General features: G+C 53.6%; 10 protein-coding genes and 5 pseudogenes. 3 read left to right on the top strand and 12 right to left on the bottom strand.

What is annotated here, in order from left to right; genetic code table 11:
* Positions 1-209 (bottom strand): annotated as a pseudogene (locus tag L981_RS35380) (hypothetical protein); the annotation flags it as partial.
* 670 nt (positions 210-879) lie between these two features.
* Between L981_RS35380 and istB (L981_RS12615) the strand changes: the two are divergent.
* Positions 880-1,635 (top strand): annotated as a pseudogene (gene istB, locus L981_RS12615) (IS21-like element helper ATPase IstB); the annotation flags it as partial.
* A gap of 56 nt (positions 1,636-1,691) precedes the next feature.
* On the opposite strand, the gene L981_RS33740 reads toward istB (L981_RS12615), so the two are convergent.
* The 3 genes and pseudogenes from L981_RS33740 to istA form a co-directional block, all read right to left on the bottom strand.
* Positions 1,692-2,003, bottom strand: a complete 312-nt coding sequence (locus L981_RS33740) for a transposase (RefSeq protein WP_156134065.1) — start codon at positions 2,001-2,003, stop codon at positions 1,692-1,694.
* Between the two features lie 247 nt (positions 2,004-2,250).
* Positions 2,251-3,016: pseudogene (gene istB / locus L981_RS12625) on the bottom strand (IS21-like element helper ATPase IstB).
* An 18-nt stretch (positions 3,017-3,034) separates the two neighbouring features.
* Entirely contained in the window at positions 3,035-4,576 is a 1,542-nt protein-coding gene (gene istA / locus L981_RS12630; protein WP_043616165.1) for an IS21 family transposase, read from the bottom strand.
* A gap of 195 nt (positions 4,577-4,771) precedes the next feature.
* Here istA and L981_RS12635 point away from each other — a divergent pair.
* Positions 4,772-5,127 (top strand): annotated as a pseudogene (locus tag L981_RS12635) (transposase domain-containing protein); the annotation flags it as partial.
* On the opposite strand, the gene L981_RS12640 reads toward L981_RS12635, so the two are convergent.
* Complete coding sequence (locus tag L981_RS12640; protein WP_082006000.1) at positions 5,108-5,341, bottom strand: DUF6429 family protein; 234 nt, start codon at positions 5,339-5,341, stop codon at positions 5,108-5,110. The pseudogene L981_RS12635 and the gene L981_RS12640 overlap by 20 nt on opposite strands.
* Before the next feature lie 196 nt (positions 5,342-5,537).
* Between L981_RS12640 and L981_RS36010 the strand changes: the two are divergent.
* A pseudogene (locus L981_RS36010) lies at positions 5,538-5,692 on the top strand (transposase domain-containing protein); the annotation flags it as partial.
* A 51-nt stretch (positions 5,693-5,743) separates the two neighbouring features.
* Here the strand turns inward: L981_RS36010 and L981_RS12645 are convergent.
* The 7 genes from L981_RS12645 to rfbB all read right to left on the bottom strand — a co-directional run bounded on the left by L981_RS12645 (position 5,744) and on the right by rfbB (position 17,520).
* Positions 5,744-7,225, bottom strand: a complete 1,482-nt coding sequence (locus L981_RS12645) for a hypothetical protein (protein WP_156134066.1) — start codon at positions 7,223-7,225, stop codon at positions 5,744-5,746.
* 13 nt (positions 7,226-7,238) lie between these two features.
* Positions 7,239-8,351 carry a non-hydrolyzing UDP-N-acetylglucosamine 2-epimerase gene (gene wecB / locus L981_RS12650; RefSeq protein ID WP_043616252.1) on the bottom strand — a complete coding sequence of 371 codons (1,113 nt, stop codon included), beginning with the start codon at positions 8,349-8,351 and terminating at the stop codon, positions 7,239-7,241.
* A gap of 38 nt (positions 8,352-8,389) precedes the next feature.
* On the bottom strand, positions 8,390-9,625 hold the full coding sequence (locus L981_RS36015) for a glycosyltransferase (RefSeq protein WP_197067125.1): 1,236 nt from the start codon (positions 9,623-9,625) through the stop codon (positions 8,390-8,392).
* Positions 9,626-9,867: 242 nt separating this feature from the next.
* Entirely contained in the window at positions 9,868-14,673 is a 4,806-nt protein-coding gene (locus L981_RS12655; RefSeq protein WP_197067126.1) for a glycosyltransferase, read from the bottom strand.
* Between the two features lie 32 nt (positions 14,674-14,705).
* A complete protein-coding gene (rfbA, locus tag L981_RS12660; protein ID WP_043616175.1) occupies positions 14,706-15,566 on the bottom strand; it encodes a glucose-1-phosphate thymidylyltransferase RfbA in 861 nt (286 codons plus the stop codon).
* A 14-nt stretch (positions 15,567-15,580) separates the two neighbouring features.
* Entirely contained in the window at positions 15,581-16,468 is an 888-nt protein-coding gene (gene rfbD / locus L981_RS33750; RefSeq protein ID WP_082006003.1) for a dTDP-4-dehydrorhamnose reductase, read from the bottom strand.
* Complete coding sequence (gene rfbB / locus L981_RS12665; RefSeq protein ID WP_043616178.1) at positions 16,465-17,520, bottom strand: dTDP-glucose 4,6-dehydratase; 1,056 nt, start codon at positions 17,518-17,520, stop codon at positions 16,465-16,467. Before rfbB ends, rfbD begins: the two co-directional genes overlap by 4 nt.
* Positions 17,521-17,524: the final 4 nt, after the last annotated feature.

Here is a 17,524-nt window from a genome sequence, read left to right on the forward strand (position 1 = left end):
CCGTCAAACAGAGGATTTGGCTGACGCCCTTCACGCCAACCAAACTTGGTGTAGTGAAGATACGGAGCCAAATGCGAACCTTCGACGTCCGGGTATGTGGCCAAATACCACGAGCTATCAAATATTCGAGCAGCCTCGCGCTCGATTGCGTTGCCAACTCGTGACGCGACTCCGCGGTTGGCTTTTCTTTTCTTCAGGAAAATGTCCATCTAGTTCACAGCCCAAAAAAGGAAATGCCAGGCGACGTCCTTTCCACCAGGCAAGAGTGCGTCCTTAGATCCGACAGGTCTACCAGCGATACGCTTGTTCCAAGAAAACGCATTCAAGATCCTTCTAACGGCGCCAGTTGAAGACCGCCGGATTTCCCACAAACAATAGCCATTTGCGCCGAGAGCTCTCGTGAATCATGCCGCGAACTCAACAAAAAAGCACATCTCGGACCCGATTTTAGTATACAGTTCATCGAGCTTTGTCGAATGGGGCAGCACCTCTTTATGAGGACATTTTTTATGCCCAAGTGAACTGCCTCTTGGTGGATGCATGTGCCGTGACGACTTAGCGTCACGATGAGCCTCTTCTTTTCGGGCTCAACTCTGAGCACGACCATGAATTTTCGGCATCTTATCGACATTCCTGCCTAGCTCGACTCCCGTTGATCAACCAATCGTATTCTCGGCGTCATTCTCAACAGAGATCGGACGAGCGTACGATGACCATCCGACCAGGACCGCACGTAAAGCGTAAGCGCTGTTCTATTCCCACATCGTGTTATCGATTGGCTGCATCACTTGACCTTTATATTCTCGGCCGAGAGGAGACTAGGCTTCCGGCTCGACGATCTCCTCGACTCGCAGAAGGTGGGCGGGAAGAGAGCCGTGATTGGCGGCGCCGGAGGCCATCGACATTCTGCTATCGGAAGAACTGACATTGCGTGAGAACAGCCGTATCAAGACGGCGTTGCGGATGGGCAGGCTCACAACCATCAAAACCTTGGCAGGCTTCGACTTCACCTGCCAACCGTCGCTCGATAGAGATCGCGTCTTCACGCTGGCGCAGCTCGGCTTCATCGAGCGCCATGAAGCTGTTCACTTCCTCGGCCCACCCGGAACCGGCAAAAGCCACCTGGCCACGGCACTGGGCGTCGAAGCCGTCAAGGCCGGCAAAAGCGTCTACTTCACGACGCTTGCCGATCTGATCGCCTCGCTCGCGCGTGCTGAACGGGAAGGCAGATTACAGGAACGTGTCCGCTTCTTCTGCAGGCCGAGCCTGCTCATCGTCGATGAGATTGGATACCTGCCGGTGGTCGCCGGCGGCGGCAACCTCTTCTTCCAACTCGTCAATGCTCGCTACGAGCGCGACGCTATGATCCTGACTTCAAACCGCGGCTTCGCCGAGTGGTGCGACGTTTTTGGCGATCCCGTCGTCGCCACCGCGCTGCTCGACAGGCTCCTTCACCATGCCGTCGTCATTCAGATCGAAGGATCAAGCTACCGCCTGCGACAACATGCGGAACTGATGCCAGAGCCTTTTCGCTCGAAAGCCCTCATCACGCCGCCCGCTTTCGCGCCACCAGAAAAACCACGGGGACGGCCACCGAAAAATGGTCACGCATTCGTGCCGTCTACGTCGGCGTAAGTGGGGAATTTTACTTCGGCACTTTTGGGGAAAATTCGAACGGCATTGACACTTCTTCAAGGCGGATGGTGACGGACCCGATTATGATCTCGGGACGGCTGGCTTTCCGAAACGGGTGGATCAACGATGACCGCTGCAAATTCTACCGCATCCTCGGGTGCGGGAAGAACCAACTTGCCCTGCCGAGCCATCGTCCGCCAGATGGACAGCTGGTTCGGCTTCAGGCCATGTCGCTCAGCGACCTCATTCACCATCGCACCTGGCCGAAGGCTCTCCGAAATGATCTGCGCCTTAACCTCATCCGAACAATTCCCGTGAACCTCACGTCCAGACTTCCTGATCGTGAGAAGCTCCAATGTACTCTCCATGGAGAAACTCCTGTTGCTCAGTACGCTTACGTGGAAGGCCGCCTTGAGAGATCTCCTGAAACATAGCTGACTGCGGGTATGGACATCTATAGTGAGAGTCAGCGTGAACACCGCCTTGAGATTGTCAACACTGGTCGGAGTGCGGATTTCGGATTAACGGGACAGCGATTTCCGGTAAATCCCGGACAGTCGTTTCACTAAATCGCGGACAGTCTCGCGGGATCGACTTTCGTTCGCCTGGTTGATGTCATTTGTTATTGATTTCGGCGTTTCGCGTTTCGGTCAAGAGCGAGGTTTGCTTTTGCCTCCTCATGCTATCGCCTTCGAGCGCAATTCGGTGAGAGTTGTGAACGATGCGATCGAGGATGGCGTCAGCGATGGTTGGTTCCCCGATCATCTCGTGCCACTGCGCCACGGGGAGTTGGGCGGTGATCAGAGTTGATTTCCTGCGGTAGCGCTCTTCGAAGATTTCCAGGAGATCCAGCCGCTGCTGATCGCTGAGCGCATGGGTTCCCCAGTCATCCAAGATGAGCAGTTGAACACGCGCGAGCTTGTTGACCAATCGAGGGAACCGACCGTCGAGGCGCGCCAGGGCCAAATTCTCGAAGAGACGAGGCATCCGGACATAGAGAACGGAATAATCGAGGCGGACCGCCTGCCGGCCGATGGCACAGGCAAGCCAGGTTTTGCCGGTTCCCGTTTGTCCGGTCAGGATCAAGTTTGAGCCATTCGCCTTGTGCCAGGGAGAGAAGCTGTCTGCGGTCAAGGCCACGATGGGCGGCGAAGTCGATGTTCTCGATGCAAGCGTCGGGGAAGCGCAGTTTGGCGATTGCAAGCCGGTTGGTCAGGCGCTTGTCACCGCGCACGGCCATCTCCCGGTCGAGCATCAGACCCAGCCATTCGTCGCGGTTGAGATCGCTGCCCTCGGGCCGATTGGCCAGTTCACGATAAGCTGCTGCCATGCCGGATAGACCGAGTGCGTGCATCTGGTCGAGGGTTGGATGTGTGAGCATTCAAGTGTCTTCCTTTCTTCACTGGTAATAGGAACTGCCGCGGATGTTGCCATGCGGCGGGGCTGGCTTGACCGGCTCGGCGGCTGGTGGAGCTTGATCAAGGCCGGATTTGAGGATGGTGCTGACGGAGGAATAGCTGGCCGCATTGATCGTCAGCGCCCGATCGCACGCGGCTTCAAGACGCTCAGGTCCGTACCGGCGCGCGAGTGATAAAACGCCTTGAGCGGCGCGGTATCCCTGCTGGGGATGGGGCCTGTCGCGCATCAGCCGTTCGATCAAGATCGCAGCGTTGCGGCCTGCTTGATCAGGCTCGCCGGGGTGGTGTTGGCAATAGTGCTGATGCGTCTTGGGCATGTGTTCGTTGACGGTGACGTGACCAGCCCGCTGCGACGTCCGGCGGTGACTGGCGACGCGTTGGTGATCATGGAAGACCTCGACGATCCGGCTTGTGAGCCGGACATCGACCTGGCGGCCAATCAGGCGGTGCGGCACGGAGTAGAAGGCCTTATCGACCTCGACATGATAGTCGGGATGAACCTTTGCCAATTTCCATTCGGAATATTCGAATGGCGTTGCTGGCAATGGGGCGAGCGCTTCGCGTTCGATCGCCTCGAAGAGTTGATGTCGGGATTTGCCAACACGCCGCATCGGCCGGTTATTGAGATCGCCGAGGAGCTGGCTGATCCGCACGTTGAGATCAACGAGGCTGAAGAAGCGCTCATTCCTCAGTCGCGCCAGGATCCAGCGCTCAACGATCAGAACGCTGCCTTCGACCTTGGCTTTGTCCTTCGGCCGTTTTGGGCGGGTCGGCAGGATCGTCGTGTCGTAATGTTCGGCGAATGCTGCAAAAGTGGCGTTGATAGTCGGCTCGAACCACAAGGGCTTCGCAACGCCGGCCTTGAGGTTGTCGCAGACGATCGCTTTCGTTACGCCACCGAAGAAGCTCAAAGCCCGTTGCTGACCCTCGATCCAGTCTGGCAGCCGTTGAGTGAAGCTCGCATAGGCGAAGGTGTACAAGGGGGCCGGCAGAACCGCGACGAAGATCTGCGCCGGCCGGATCTCGCCCGTCGCCGGATCAATGACGGGGACGGTGTGGCCAGCATAGTCGGTCTGCATCGCCGCGCCGGCAGTGCGGCGATGGCGGAAAGTGGCGCTGGCGCGCTGTTCGAAAGCGGCGAAACGCTCACAGAACCATGTGTATCCATAACCGTTGGGGTGACGCTCGCGATATTCCTGCCACAACAGCGTCAGCGTCACGCCCTTTCGCTTTAGTTCACTGGCGATCTGGCCCCAGTCGGGCGCGTGCATGTCCTGGGGCGGGCGACCGCGACGATGGAACAGGCGACGCTGCAACACAGCGTACTCGTCAAGCCCAGGCGGCAACGGCCAGCCCGTCAGCCCGGCCTCACGCGCCCGCAGCAGGTAGGTCGAAATGGTCGTTTTGCTGATCTTCAGCCGTTCCGATATCGCACGAACCGAAAGCCCCTGTTCGTGCGTCAATCGCAATATCGATCGAATGTCCTTCACGTCAGTAAGTCTCGCCTGCTTCCGTCTCGCCATTCCCCGCACCTCTCTCAAATCGGGGTCCAGAATGGCAAAACGGCGCGTGCGAAAGTCGATGTTTTAATCGCCGAAAGACTGTCCGGGACTTACCGGAATCGCTGTCCGGGAATTAGCGGAGATGCTGTCCCGGATTTAGTGAAAACGCTGTCCGGGATTTAATGGAAACCCTGTCCGCGAATTACCGAAACCCGCAGCAAATTGTCCGAGGTGATCGAACCGATCGATTACATGCTGAAGCGTTGGGATGGTTTTGCCCGTTTCCTCGAAGATGGCCGGATTTGTCTCACGAACAATGCCGCCGAGGGGCGCTGAGAGGAATTGCGCTCGGGCATCGCCACTGGACCTTTGCCGGTTCCCAGCGTGGGGCCGATCGAGCCGCCATCATGCTCTCCGTCATCACGACCTGCCGTCTCAACGACGTCGACCCAAAGGCATGGCTTGCCGATGTGTTCGCCCGCATCGACGATCTTCCCGTCTCCCGCCTGCACGAACTACTGCCCTGGCAATGGAAGACACACAAAGAGAAGGCTATGGCGGCGGCCGCGTAAACAGCTTCCGGAACAACGCTTCCAAACGCTCCAAGCCTTCATCAGTCAGGATCAATGACTTCGACTTGTTGACTGGGTCGCCGATCATGCCCTTCTGGCGAAGCCGATCCGTCGCTGCCCAGTCGAAACCCTTCCAGGCACAACGCTCGTTATGTAGCGTCAGCCATAACAGCGACAAAACGGCATCGTCGATCTTGTCCTCATCGATCTCTATGAACCGACGTTACCACGCGCGGGCCCAAAATCCCGCGGCCCTGCTCGGATGGATACGTTGCTCGTCCATGAAAGCCCATCACAGATCACGGCGGCAAGGACAACGTGCGAGTGGAACACCAGTTACCGTAAAGCAGCCTCGCGTTGTATAGTGTTCAGGTGACGGACAACTCCACCGGCAGCTGGTTGGAATTTGACGAAGGAGCTGGATATGCGGCGGCTCCGGCACTGGCGAGGAAACCTTCGCGCGCGCCGTGCCGATCATTGAAAAGGCATGCCGTTCGGCATCGACCCGCAGGCCTATCTCGCCGATGTGCTCGACCGCATCCACGATCATAAGATCAAAAGACTAACCGCTCCCCTGGAATCGGTCACCTGCTGCCATCACCTGCGCCGGGTCCGCCTAATGGCCACCATCACATACGTCTTCACCGTCAACCATCAAAGCAGCGAAACGCTCATGCCACATCGCCGAGCTGGTGAAACGGGCCATCGCTCGGTAATCTACTACGCCGGCGCACAATCGCTGATAAATTTGGCTGATTAACTTAGCACTGTCGCGGAAACGTTCAAGTACAACCGTTTCAGGGTAGGCCGCGAGGTGTGGTATACCACTCGCTATTACCGGCAATCCGAAGTATAGATACTCGTAGATCGCAACCGGGTCGACGGCACGAATCCTAGGACCGTCAACGAATGGAATTATGGCGAGGTGCCAGGAAGCGGCAACCTCTGCCCGCCTATCACCAGGAATGATTCCTATTAGCTTAAGATTCGGAAGGTCTCTGCAGCGCTCTAGAACCCATCCTGGCTCGCCATAACCAGCGATTTGCAGTTCGATGTTGGGATGACAGGTGGCCAGTTCAATCACCCCAGGCCAATCGAACCACTCATCCGTAAGATGACCGAAATATCCAACTACAACTTTCCCATTCTGGGATTGGTTCCGGTTGGAAACGAAGTGCTCACGATAGTTTATCGTCCCCAGGCCATTTGGAACGCACACAATATCGGGACGTAGGCGCGAAAATTTCGCGATAAGTACGTCCGATACCGCAACTACTCTGTCACTTGACTGGATCGCCCTCAACTCAATATCTTCATGCCACCAAGCCGCCTGGCCGACTTCATTGAGTTCTTCCCAGTCGTCGATGATGTCATAGATTGCCTTTAGACCAAGCGACTGAGCCAAGGGGATAAAATCGACAAACTCGCTGCTTGGCCGCGTTAGAAGATAAACCCCTTCGGCTTCTACAGCCGCCTCACGCACCACTTGCTCGAGAAAATCGAGATCAATGCGGCCGATCTCAAGGACGGAGCCGCCAAACATGCGCCCTCTGTGGGTCGATTCTGGCTCCCGTTCCCGTTCAGAGACCACGAAAATCACGAAGTAGCCTGCCGTGGCAGCTTCCTTCGCCATTGCAACGGCGCGCTGATTGTACTCGGGCTTGAATTCAAATTCGGAATTCACAACGAAAAGCCCTTGTCGCAACCCAGTTTTCACCAGATGACAACCGAGACGAAGCCCCACGCTGATATCATATGGCCGGATTTCTAAACAACGTCTGGGAAACCCTCCGGTCCCATTGCTAGACGAGGGGCGATCAGCCACGCTTGTATCCGCATGTTGCAATATAACAGCGGCAGAAGCCAAATCGGCACCGAATGTTTCCTGAAATGACCCTGTTGTTCTTAAATTATACTTTGCTTCCATTAACGATTTTCGTACTCGCTCTAACTCGCGTCTAGCATCACGGTCCGACGCCAACAGAGCCCTCGCCGTCATCAACTCAGTCGAAAGCCGCGTAATTTCTGAATGCAACCTCAAGGTATCAATGGAGCTCTGAGCAATAGTGTCCGGAGATGCATATCTATTATCAACCATTTTACTCACCCAGCTAAAGTGTACCTCGTATTATATTAGCGATTGCCTGAGCCGACCTGCCATCACCATAAGGGGAAATACTACGGGACATCTCCATATAAGCTGATTCGTCGTCAAGCAAGCGATTAGCCTCCGTAACTATCACGTCTTTTTGTGTCCCAACCAGTTTAACAACTCCAGCCGAAACGGCCTCTGGCCTCTCAGTGACTTCGCGCATGACGAGAACGGGCTTGCCCAACGAGGGCGCCTCTTCCTGAACACCACCCGAATCAGTCAAAATCAGGTGAGACTTCGTCATCAAAAAGACCATCTCCATATAGCTCACAGGATCAATGAGGTGTATGTTGGCGCTGCTTTGCAATACCTCGTTTACCGTTGCTCTCACAATAGGGTTGAAGTGCACTGGATAGACGACTTGAATGTCAGGTCTTCTCGCAAGCTCCAGCAACGCCGTGCAGATTGAGCGAAGTCCTTCCCCCAAGCTTTCTCGTCGGTGACCGGTTACCAAGATCATTCTCTTGTCATTTGAAAGGAAGTCGGGACGTTGGAACCCTGAATCGGCGCGGTCTAGCTTTGCTTGAGCATAAAACAGCGCATCAATTCCCGTGTTTCCCGTGACATAGATCTCTCCCCGCACTGATTTTTCACTGAGGAGATTGTCCTTCGCTTGGGATGTTGGAGCATAAAGCTGCTTTGCGACCGAATCTATGAATACCCTGTTCATTTCTTCGGGCCACGGCTGGCCGTAATTTCGCGTTCTAAGGCCGGCCTCGACATGGCCGATAGGAACTTGCGAATAAAAACAGGCGAGGGCCGTAGCCATTGCGGTTGTCGTGTCACCATGCACGAGGACTAAGGCTGGCTGCACCTTGCTTAAAAGGTCGGTAAACTCCGCAAGGATTTTCGCAGTAAGTTCGGCCAGAGTTTGGTTCGGCGTCATCACGTTAAGATTGACGTCCACTTTTTCGTCAAAGAACGCAAGCACCTGCTCTAACATTTGTTTGTGCTGCCCAGTCGAAACTGAAAGCACATTACAAAAGCTCTCAGCGCGGAGCTGTTTCAGGACTGGAAGCATCTTGATTGCCTCCGGGCGAGTCCCAAAAACAACGACTACCGTTTTGTTCACGTCACCAATCCCCAACCATCAAGGAAATAAGATAGAGGTCATGGAAGACCCTCAGCGGTTTCTGGTAACCGAATGGAATGCCTGAAAGAATCCCCGCTCAACTCATCATTCAGGCCTAAGGCGTTCTCTTCTTCTAGCTTATCTAATACTTCAATCACATTCGCGGCGGAACCCTCCGTGCGTCGGACCATATTCGCAAAAATTGAAGCGAACCGCCGGCGCGCTAAGGCGGCTCTGGTCGAGCGGACAGCAAGGAGAGAATTCAGCTTGGAAATCGAAGGTGCTACCGGAAACGGGGGGGGCGCAGGCGGATCTAAGAGCTCCACTGCTGTTGGCGGTCTAGTGTCTGTCAGCCCGCGGCCGGTGCAATTTGCATAAGTTAGGGCGTCAATGTTTTCGAATGTTGCGAAGGTGGCAAGCTGGGAACCACAAACAAGTACCGACCTACTCGCCGAAAGCGCCTCCAACACCACGCGCCCTTCGCCGACTATCAAGTCGTACTCCGGTATTCTGGATCTAAACCAATGGTCAGCTCCCAGGATCCGAACATACTCTCCGACTTCCCGAGCGCTTTCGCTGACGTCGCGCAACAACGGACCATCACCAAAAATGTCCAGTTGGATTTGGGCTGGGCAGTCCTTCATTAGATCGAAAAGTTGGTAGAGGCCCTCGCATTTTCCGTGATCTAGACGTGCAGCAAAAGCGGCCTTCAAGGGCGAAAACCCACTCTTTTGCCGCACCGGCGACTTCGGACAATGTTCGATTGCCGATGCGTTAGAAATTGTTAGCAATCTTCTTACCACGCCAACCGACCGCGCACGTTCCTCCACCTCTTTAGACACGGCTATAGTGCGGTCAACGAGCGTGGTAATGACATCTTTGAAAGTTCGCCTGCCCTTACCAATCCAGGGGACCCAGATAGGCCCGTGGATCGTGTGTACGTGCACTCCCGTCACCATACATGGCGCCGATGCGACGGCAATCGCAGGCCATGGCGTGTGTGTATGAATGATGCTACGGTCGTTTCGACCCAAGACACGCCCTAGAAACTCATGGAATTCCACAAGTTCTCGGTAAGTACATACCAAATTCGGGCTGACCGGTAGCTCGATTACACCTCCGCCCCAGTACTTCGGAACGTTTGCCTGCAGGCCGCGCGGTATGGCAATTACATGTTCAACGCTGCGATCCAGGCGGCGAATTGCCTCTAAACGTGACTCCAAGCCTCCCAGGCCGATTGACTCCAGAATATGTACATGAACGGCCACTGACACGGGATGTTTCCTTTCCAACCTCCGTTCTCATCATCAACTTGTTGGAAATTGGCGCGGGACTGCTCCCGACGAATACCAATTTCGCAACTCGGCACTCCGAGTCCGAACTCAACAGCCCGCGAGGGCGATCGCTGCCAACCCGAGCTCAGCAACTTCTGAAACTTTTGAGTAACTCCGGCAGCACTCAAAAAGAGATGAGAATCGTCCAGATATGAGGATTCAAATGCAGATCACCCATTTCTTCACCTGAAGTTTTGATAACTTGGAGAGTGTAACACCGCGCTCAGGAAATCGCTGAGTTCAGGCTCTAAGAAATCCGTCGTGAAGCTTTTGGCAACTGATTGACGCGCCGCGTCGCCGGTTTCGGCAAGTTTCATTGGATCATCCGCTAGTCTGCTCAGAATTTTGTACCAATCATCGGATCCGGCAGCGATGTAGCCACTAAAACCGTCTTTGACTGCAAGATCAAACTCAGAGATCTTTGACGCCACCACGGTAAGTGATACCGCACCAGATTCAACGAATTTAACCGATGATTTGCATTCGTTAAACGGCGTGTCTTCCAGCGGTACAAGCAGAACGTTATGGTTCTCCAATTCACTCATCATCGCATCATATCGAAGTAAAGGTAGACTTCGCACGTTCGGAAGTGCCAACAAACGTTCGGAACTTTGCACAGCTCCGAGCAATGTCAACTTAACACCGGGCCGGTCAACCAACAACTGATATAGAACATTCTCAACTATAGAGAAGTCCGATTTGTGTGACTGTGTTCCAGAAGCGTATATCATTCTAAGTTGTCCAAACTCCCGTTCTGGAGCCTTGACATACTTCGCCGGTAGCTTGTTTCGATAGACTACCGCACTTTTCCTGTAACGTTTTTCGAACGCCTTCTTGAGCGCTGGGGTTGAAACAACGAACCCATCCATCTTATGCATAAAATCGTCATATGATTGCGCGACGAACGTTGCCTCTTTTTTATCCCATTCGCCGCCCTTGACCGAGCCGACGATACCTATCTGATCCGGGAGAATTAGATCGTCCATTTCGCCTATACAATAAAGCCCTCGGCTCTTTGCCATGGCGTAAAAGGTCCCAACGTGTCCCTGAGCCTCAAAGCAACGCTGGAAAACGACTGCGGATGCTTTGGAAATGAACGTTTCTGCGATGCCCACTGGTGTGCTTGCGTGCATAACAACTGTTTGGTAGCCGACCTTATTCAAGGATTCTGCCAACCATAGCGCTCTATATCGCGTCGACGCGTTATTAAGACCCGCCGCGGTAACAATAACGATATTACGCAACGTAGCCCCAGTAAGAACTTTGGGCTCAAAATATTCGTTCGTTGGCCCTGCGGTGTACTCGACATCCAGCGTTGCTGGCAGCAGGTTTTGAGTCGCGAGAAACTCGTGATGGCCGCCAAGTTTGACCTGCACACCGTTCAACATCGCATGTGCTAAAGGACTTTCGGTTCGCACCAGTCTTTCGAACAAAGCAAAAAAATAGTCCCGCGAAACTTGCTGAGGGAAAAAGTCAGCAAGTGCACCTGAAAGATACTCGAAGTAGCAACGGGCACCAAGCTGAAGAGCCAATGCCGCAGTAAACTCGGTTGAAAGTGGATGTGTCACAGCCTTTAGCGCGGGCAGGACTTTCCCCGCCTCATTTCGCGTCAGTCCGCTTGCAGAAGGTTCCCCTGCGGAGAAAAGTAGTTCAAATAGCGTTGTATGAGACTCCACGAACGACGCATAGTAGCTTGGATCGCCACAATCGAACAGGAACGACCTGTGTTTAACGCTTTTGCTGACACGATCACGCGAGCCGACATAACACCCACTTACCGTTACATCAGAGCCAATCTCAGCAACAAAACGCTCCAGTCGAGATTGTATGTTCAGTAACCACCCGACGTCTACTACAAGAAATTTTCCACATTTCAAAAGGCCATTTTGCGTCAGGTAGTCCTTTAGTAGAGCTCTATTTAAAGCCGCTGCCGAGAAGATGGCGTCAGACAAGCTTCTCATAAGCTTTGCGGCTTCAGCGAGATGGCTCCAGTTCGGTACAAAGTCTGGTCCAGCGAAGTATTCTCTTACCTTTTTTGCAATGGCGCGATCATTGGGATCCAAGCCCGCCTTGGTAAGAAAATAGGCTATTGGCTTTACACCAAGATGCAAACCTTCCAATAGAAAATAGACATCGTTCGATGATAGTTCGCGCTCAAAAGTCGCAGGAACCACAGTTGCTCGTGACAAATGCAGGTAGTGCGAAACATATTTTCCCGAGGCGATATCGTCCTTAAATAGTCCATCAAATGCGTCTTTTATAATCCGACCATCACGAGCCATAAAAACGATCTCGGAGAGACCAGTTTCATCTGCTGTCTGCTTGACGAAAAGCGCCATCATTGCGGAGAGGGGGCCCGTGACCTCAAACCCGAGACGCGTAAAAAACGAGGCCGTCGCTCCGATCGGGGTCTTGCGCCAGAGCTTTAATGATTGTTCAGACAAACTAGCCCAGAGACGTCCGATTTGAGATAGACTACTGACGACACCAGGATCCAGAACCGACGCGCGCTCTTCGTACAACGCGGGGAAATGAAAAGCTTTTAGTCCGGCCAAACGAGCCATGTCGACATCACTATGCCGGTTGTCGCCAAAATGGATAATCTTGTCAGGAGCGATCCCGATTTCGTTTGCGCTCGCCTTCAGCAATTCATACATCCGGCCGCTTTCTTTCTTTCTTCCTGTAACGGACGAGAGAAAGAAGTGATCCCAATGCATGTAGCCATTCTTGCGTAGAATGCTCTTGATCGTATCTGCATCCAAGTACATGTCGCTAGCGATAAATATCTTCTTCTGCTTCTCCCTAGCGTAATTGTATAGCAATTGCCCTGTTGGATGAGCAACGGAGACAGATACCTCCATTTCCTTTTCTATCTCGGAATTTTTAAAGAACGCCATTTCCGCATAGATTTGATCGATATCAACGTCGTCGCGACTTCCGCCGTGCGACATCAAAACCCGTCCCGCGGTTTCCATTCGCTCCGGGAATAGTTTTACGGGAGCCGCCTCTTGGCGAGTGTGCCGGAACTCAACTAAATCGAAAACGATCTCCGGTTGGCTGAGCCGACGCGTGACCAAAGTGTCGAAGATGTCGAAAGAGACGATTTCGGATCGGTCGATCCACCGTAGGGCACGATGAAGCCAAGTCGAATCCGGGTCCAGCGTAAAGTCCGGATATAGTGCTATTATTCGCCGAGCAGCGCTGTCGACGCTATATTTGGAGAATGCTCTTTCCTTAGCCTTAGAACCTAGAGCTACGCGGTGAGCATCATCCTCGAGCAACTCCCTGACCTTTGCAGCCATTTGCTCAACATTTAGATAGTCTACAACAATGCCCGCATCCTGCTCTACGAAACTATGCATTCCACCCGCGCGCTCATCAAAGCACACAACTGGTAGGCCAAGTTGTGCGGCTTCCAAACAAACCAAGGGGAATGGATCCTCGCGAGAGGGCAGCAGAAATACATGCCCCTGCCGGAAATAGTCGCTTGGGACATCTTTGGGACCAAGCCATTTTACGACATCGCTAACGCCGCGCCTCGAAATTTCCAGTTCGGGATCGGGTCCACTCTCACTGGCAGATCCGATCCAATACATCTGAAAGTCCAACGTCGTTGTAAGCTTCAACGCCGCGCCTACTTCACAGAAAATATCGAAGCCCTTTCGACTTTCAACCGTGCCACAGCCTAAGATGATACGTGCTCCGCCCAACCGCTCGACTGAGTTCGTCGGCAAGCTCGGCGCCACGAATGGCGGCAACAAGTTAATGCTATCGGCGAGCACTCCACGAGAGCGCAAACAAGTCACTGACGCCTCGGACACTGCAATGTATCTATTTGTTCTTTCCTTCAATGCCGCAAAGGACTTCTCATAGAGAGCGAACAGGTTTTCCATTTCGTGGACGTGAGTTAACACTTCAGCGTCAAGAAAATCAAAAAGATGGATGTAGTGCCCAGCCGCAATCGTATTTGCGTAAATGAGGCCGACCCTATCTCCACAAAACTCTCGAAGATTGCGTTCGAACGAGCTCCCATGATCTCCATCCAGATGGAAACACTCGCCAAGTGCCTCAAATTTGTCGGACCACGCGCCCCTAGAGCCAATGACGATACGGAATGAAACGCTGGTGTTTCGAGAAACCCACTCGATCAGGTTGAGCAATACCCGCGGGGCGCCGGTGCGGGAAGATTCGTGAGAAAGAAAGATTACGGTGGGGCCCTGGGCGCCCACGCCAAGATCATCCGCAGGCAACTGAACCGCGCCGACTTTTCGCCCTTCTGCACGCCCGAAGTTGATCCAATGCAGCAACGGGTTCATGCCCACAGCAGCTACATCCGGGTTTTGTTTGAGGTAATACGGCACGTCGAAAGTTGGGTTCGGCCAACGACCCTCCCTCCAACCTCGCTCACAAAAATGTGAGACGGTGTCAACGCCACTCAGACCGAGTTCCGGATATCTTGACAAATAAAAGTCTTTGTCAAATAGGCCGCTCCCGGAGATCGCCGTACTTTCTTCTGTAGAATCAGCAACCTGCTTTTTGCTGCATTCTGCGAAGCTGATGGCCGAGTTCCGCAATGCCTCTGCTACGACAATCGCTCGCCCCTCGGTTCTGCCGTGCTGAAGATAATGAAGCAAGGGATTCGCTCGCGCAACCGCTACGTCGGGGTTCATAGCGAGATAGCCACGCGTCGAGAATTGTGGTCCTGGATCTCTACCTTCGGTAAACCCGTGCATACAATAGTGTAGCAGAGGCTCAATGCCCGAACGTTTCACATCCGGATATTGCTCCAGGTACCAATTGGGATCAAACAAGCTATTTGGTCGACGTCCTTCTTTGAAGCCATGCCTGCGGTAGTGACGCCAGGGCTCAATGCCGCTTAGCCGTACATCACCATTCATTCTCAGGTAGAAATCGCGATCAAAAAGCGCCTTGGCGTTTGTTTGGAACCGTTGGAATAGTGACGGAAGACGTCCGAACCTTCGCTTCATAAGAATTTCCATTATTTATCGACCGCATTCTACTAAATAATTCGAAGAAGATATTGCCCATAGGCCGTTTTCTCATACCTACGTCCTATCCTTTGGACGTCGGACTTGGATATTAAGCCCCGCAGATAAGCGACCTCTTCCAGGCATGCGATTTGTGTTCCTTGTCGGTGCTGGATGGTCCGGACGAACTCAGATGCTTCAAGAAGACTGTCGTGGGTACCCGTGTCCAACCAAGCGTAACCTCGCGCCATGGTTTCAACGAACAACTCGCCCCTTCTCAAATACTCTATATTGACGTCTGTAATTTCGTACTCTCCCCGGGGAGACGGCGTCAATTTCTTCGCAATTTCGATGACGCTATTGTCGTAAAAATATAGTCCCGTAACCGCAAAGTTCGATTTTGGAGCGTTCGGCTTCTCCTCTAAGGAAACCGCGCGTCGATCCGTATCAAGTTCTACAACCCCATACCGGCGCGGGTCCTCGACTTCGTACGCAAAAACCGTTGCGCCCACCGTGCGATCCCGGGCTCGTGACAACATATCTTCCAGCCCGGCTCCAAAAAAGATATTGTCACCTAGTATCAAGCAAACATTGTCGCTTCCAATAAATTCTTCGGCGATTACAAATGCTTGCGCCAAACCATCTGGGGACTCTTGAACGGCATATGTGATTGTGATTCCCCAATCGGATCCATCTCCCAGAAGTCTTCGATAGCTTTCGACAAACTCTCCTGCGGATATGACTAGCACGTCTGCGATACCGGCCTGTATCAAAGTCGACAAGGGGTAATAAATCATCGGCTTGTCGTATACAGGCAACAGTTGCTTGTTCACAACAAGTGTTGCTGGATAAAGCCGCGACCCCGCGCCCCCGGCTAGTATTATCCCCTTCATATCTGTTCTTCCTCTTATTTGGCAGAGCGTCGTAGTGAAGCGAGTACCGATTCAAGAGCCATGCGCCAGTCGCGCGGAACGATTCCGTAGTCTGAGGCTATCTTATGTACCGACAGAACCGAATTCTTTGGCCGGTGAGCCCTGAGCGCAAACTCGTGCGTCTGAACCGGCACAACATCGACTGAATCTGCTACGTTTCCTTGCCTAAATATCTCGCGAGCAAAGTCGTACCAAGTTGCCATGCCCGCGTTAGCGAAATGATATGTGCCCGTTGGAGCGGATTGGCAGTCAAGTAAGGCGAGAGTGAGTCTACTCAGGACCTCCGCGAGATCTGCGGCGCTTGTCGGACAGCCTTGCTGATCGTTGACAACACGAATCTTTCCCCCTTGCTCTCGGAGCCGGAGCATTGTTTTGACGAAGTTACTACCGTGTTCGCTATACACCCAAGACGTTCTGACGATGACGTGAAGAGGATTTCCAGACCGCACAGCCTGTTCGCCCGCCGCCTTAGATGCTCCGTATGCATTAAGGGGGACCACCGGATCGTCCTCTGCATATGCCTCACCTTTTTCTCCGTCGAACACATAGTCTGTTGAAACCTGAATTAGCGGAATCGATTGTTTTTTTGTCGCCTCGGAGAGCGCTGCCGGCGCTAATGCATTTACTTTCCACGCCGCCAAGAAATCGTCCTCCGCCCGATCTACTCCAGTATAGGCAGCCGAGTTGATAACCGCGCAAAAATCTCCCGCTGAAATGTAACGGGCGATGTTGTCACAATCACTCAGATCCAATTCCTGCCGCGTTGGCGCAACCAATTGGACATCTTCTGGCCAAATACTACGAAGTAGTTCGGTGCCAACTTGCCCTGTACCACCGGTAACAAGAATCCGCCGCTTGCTCACGAGCCCAGACCTCGCCGCCTAACGGCCTGACTGCGATCAAGAATCTCTCTCCACCAATCGCGGTTGCTCAAATACCAGGCCACCGTCTTCTCTATTCCGCTTTCGAAGCTTTCGACTGGTGTCCACCCGAGTTGGCCGCAAATCTTGGCTGCATCGATCGCATATCTTTGGTCGTGACCAGGGCGATCGGAAACGTATGTGATCTGCTCGGTATAAGAGTGCGCATCATCGCGCGGTCGCAAGCGATCCAAAATTGCACACACCGTCGTCACGACATCGATGTTGCTTCTCTCTGAGCTACCGCCAACGTTGTATGTCTGCCCAGGGATCCCCTTCTCAAATACGCATTGCAGGGCACGAACATGGTCCTCTACATAAAGCCAATCGCGCACATTCGAGCCATTTCCGTAGACCGGAAGCGGTTCGCCGGCGAGTGCCTTGACTATCATCAGCGGAATGAGCTTCTCGGGGAAGTGGTAAGGTCCATAGTTGTTCGAGCAGTTGGTAATGAGAACGGGCAGGCCAAAGGTGTGCCCCCACGCGGAGACGAGATGATCCGAACCCGCCTTGGAAGCCGAGTAAGGCGAACGGGGATCGTAGGGCGTCGTTTCGGTGAAGTAGCCGGTTTCTCCCAGCGATCCGAAGACCTCGTCTGTTGAGATGTGGTGGAAACGGAACTGCAGCCCGCGCTCCTCTCCAAGCTTTCGCCAGTAGTCGAGCGCAGCGGCCAGCATTGTGTAGGTGCCGACGATGTTCGTTTGGATAAAGGCGCCAGGACCATCAATCGATCGGTCGACGTGAGATTCGGCTGCCAAGTGCGTAATTACATCGGGTTGAAAGTCGCCGATGGCGGCCGCCACGACTCGCTCGTCGCAGACGTCGCCCTGCTTGAAGCTATATCTCGACGAAGCAGCGACGGATGACAGAGAAGTCAGGGTGCCGGCATAAGTCAGCTTGTCGAAGTTCAGAACTTCATGTTCCGTGTTTTCGATGAGGTGCCGAACCAAGGCCGATCCAATGAAGCCAGCGCCGCCGGTGACGAATATACGCATGATC

It is taken from the genome of Ensifer sp. ZNC0028 (genome assembly GCF_000799055.1).
Classification (GTDB): Bacteria; Pseudomonadota; Alphaproteobacteria; order Rhizobiales; family Rhizobiaceae; genus Ensifer.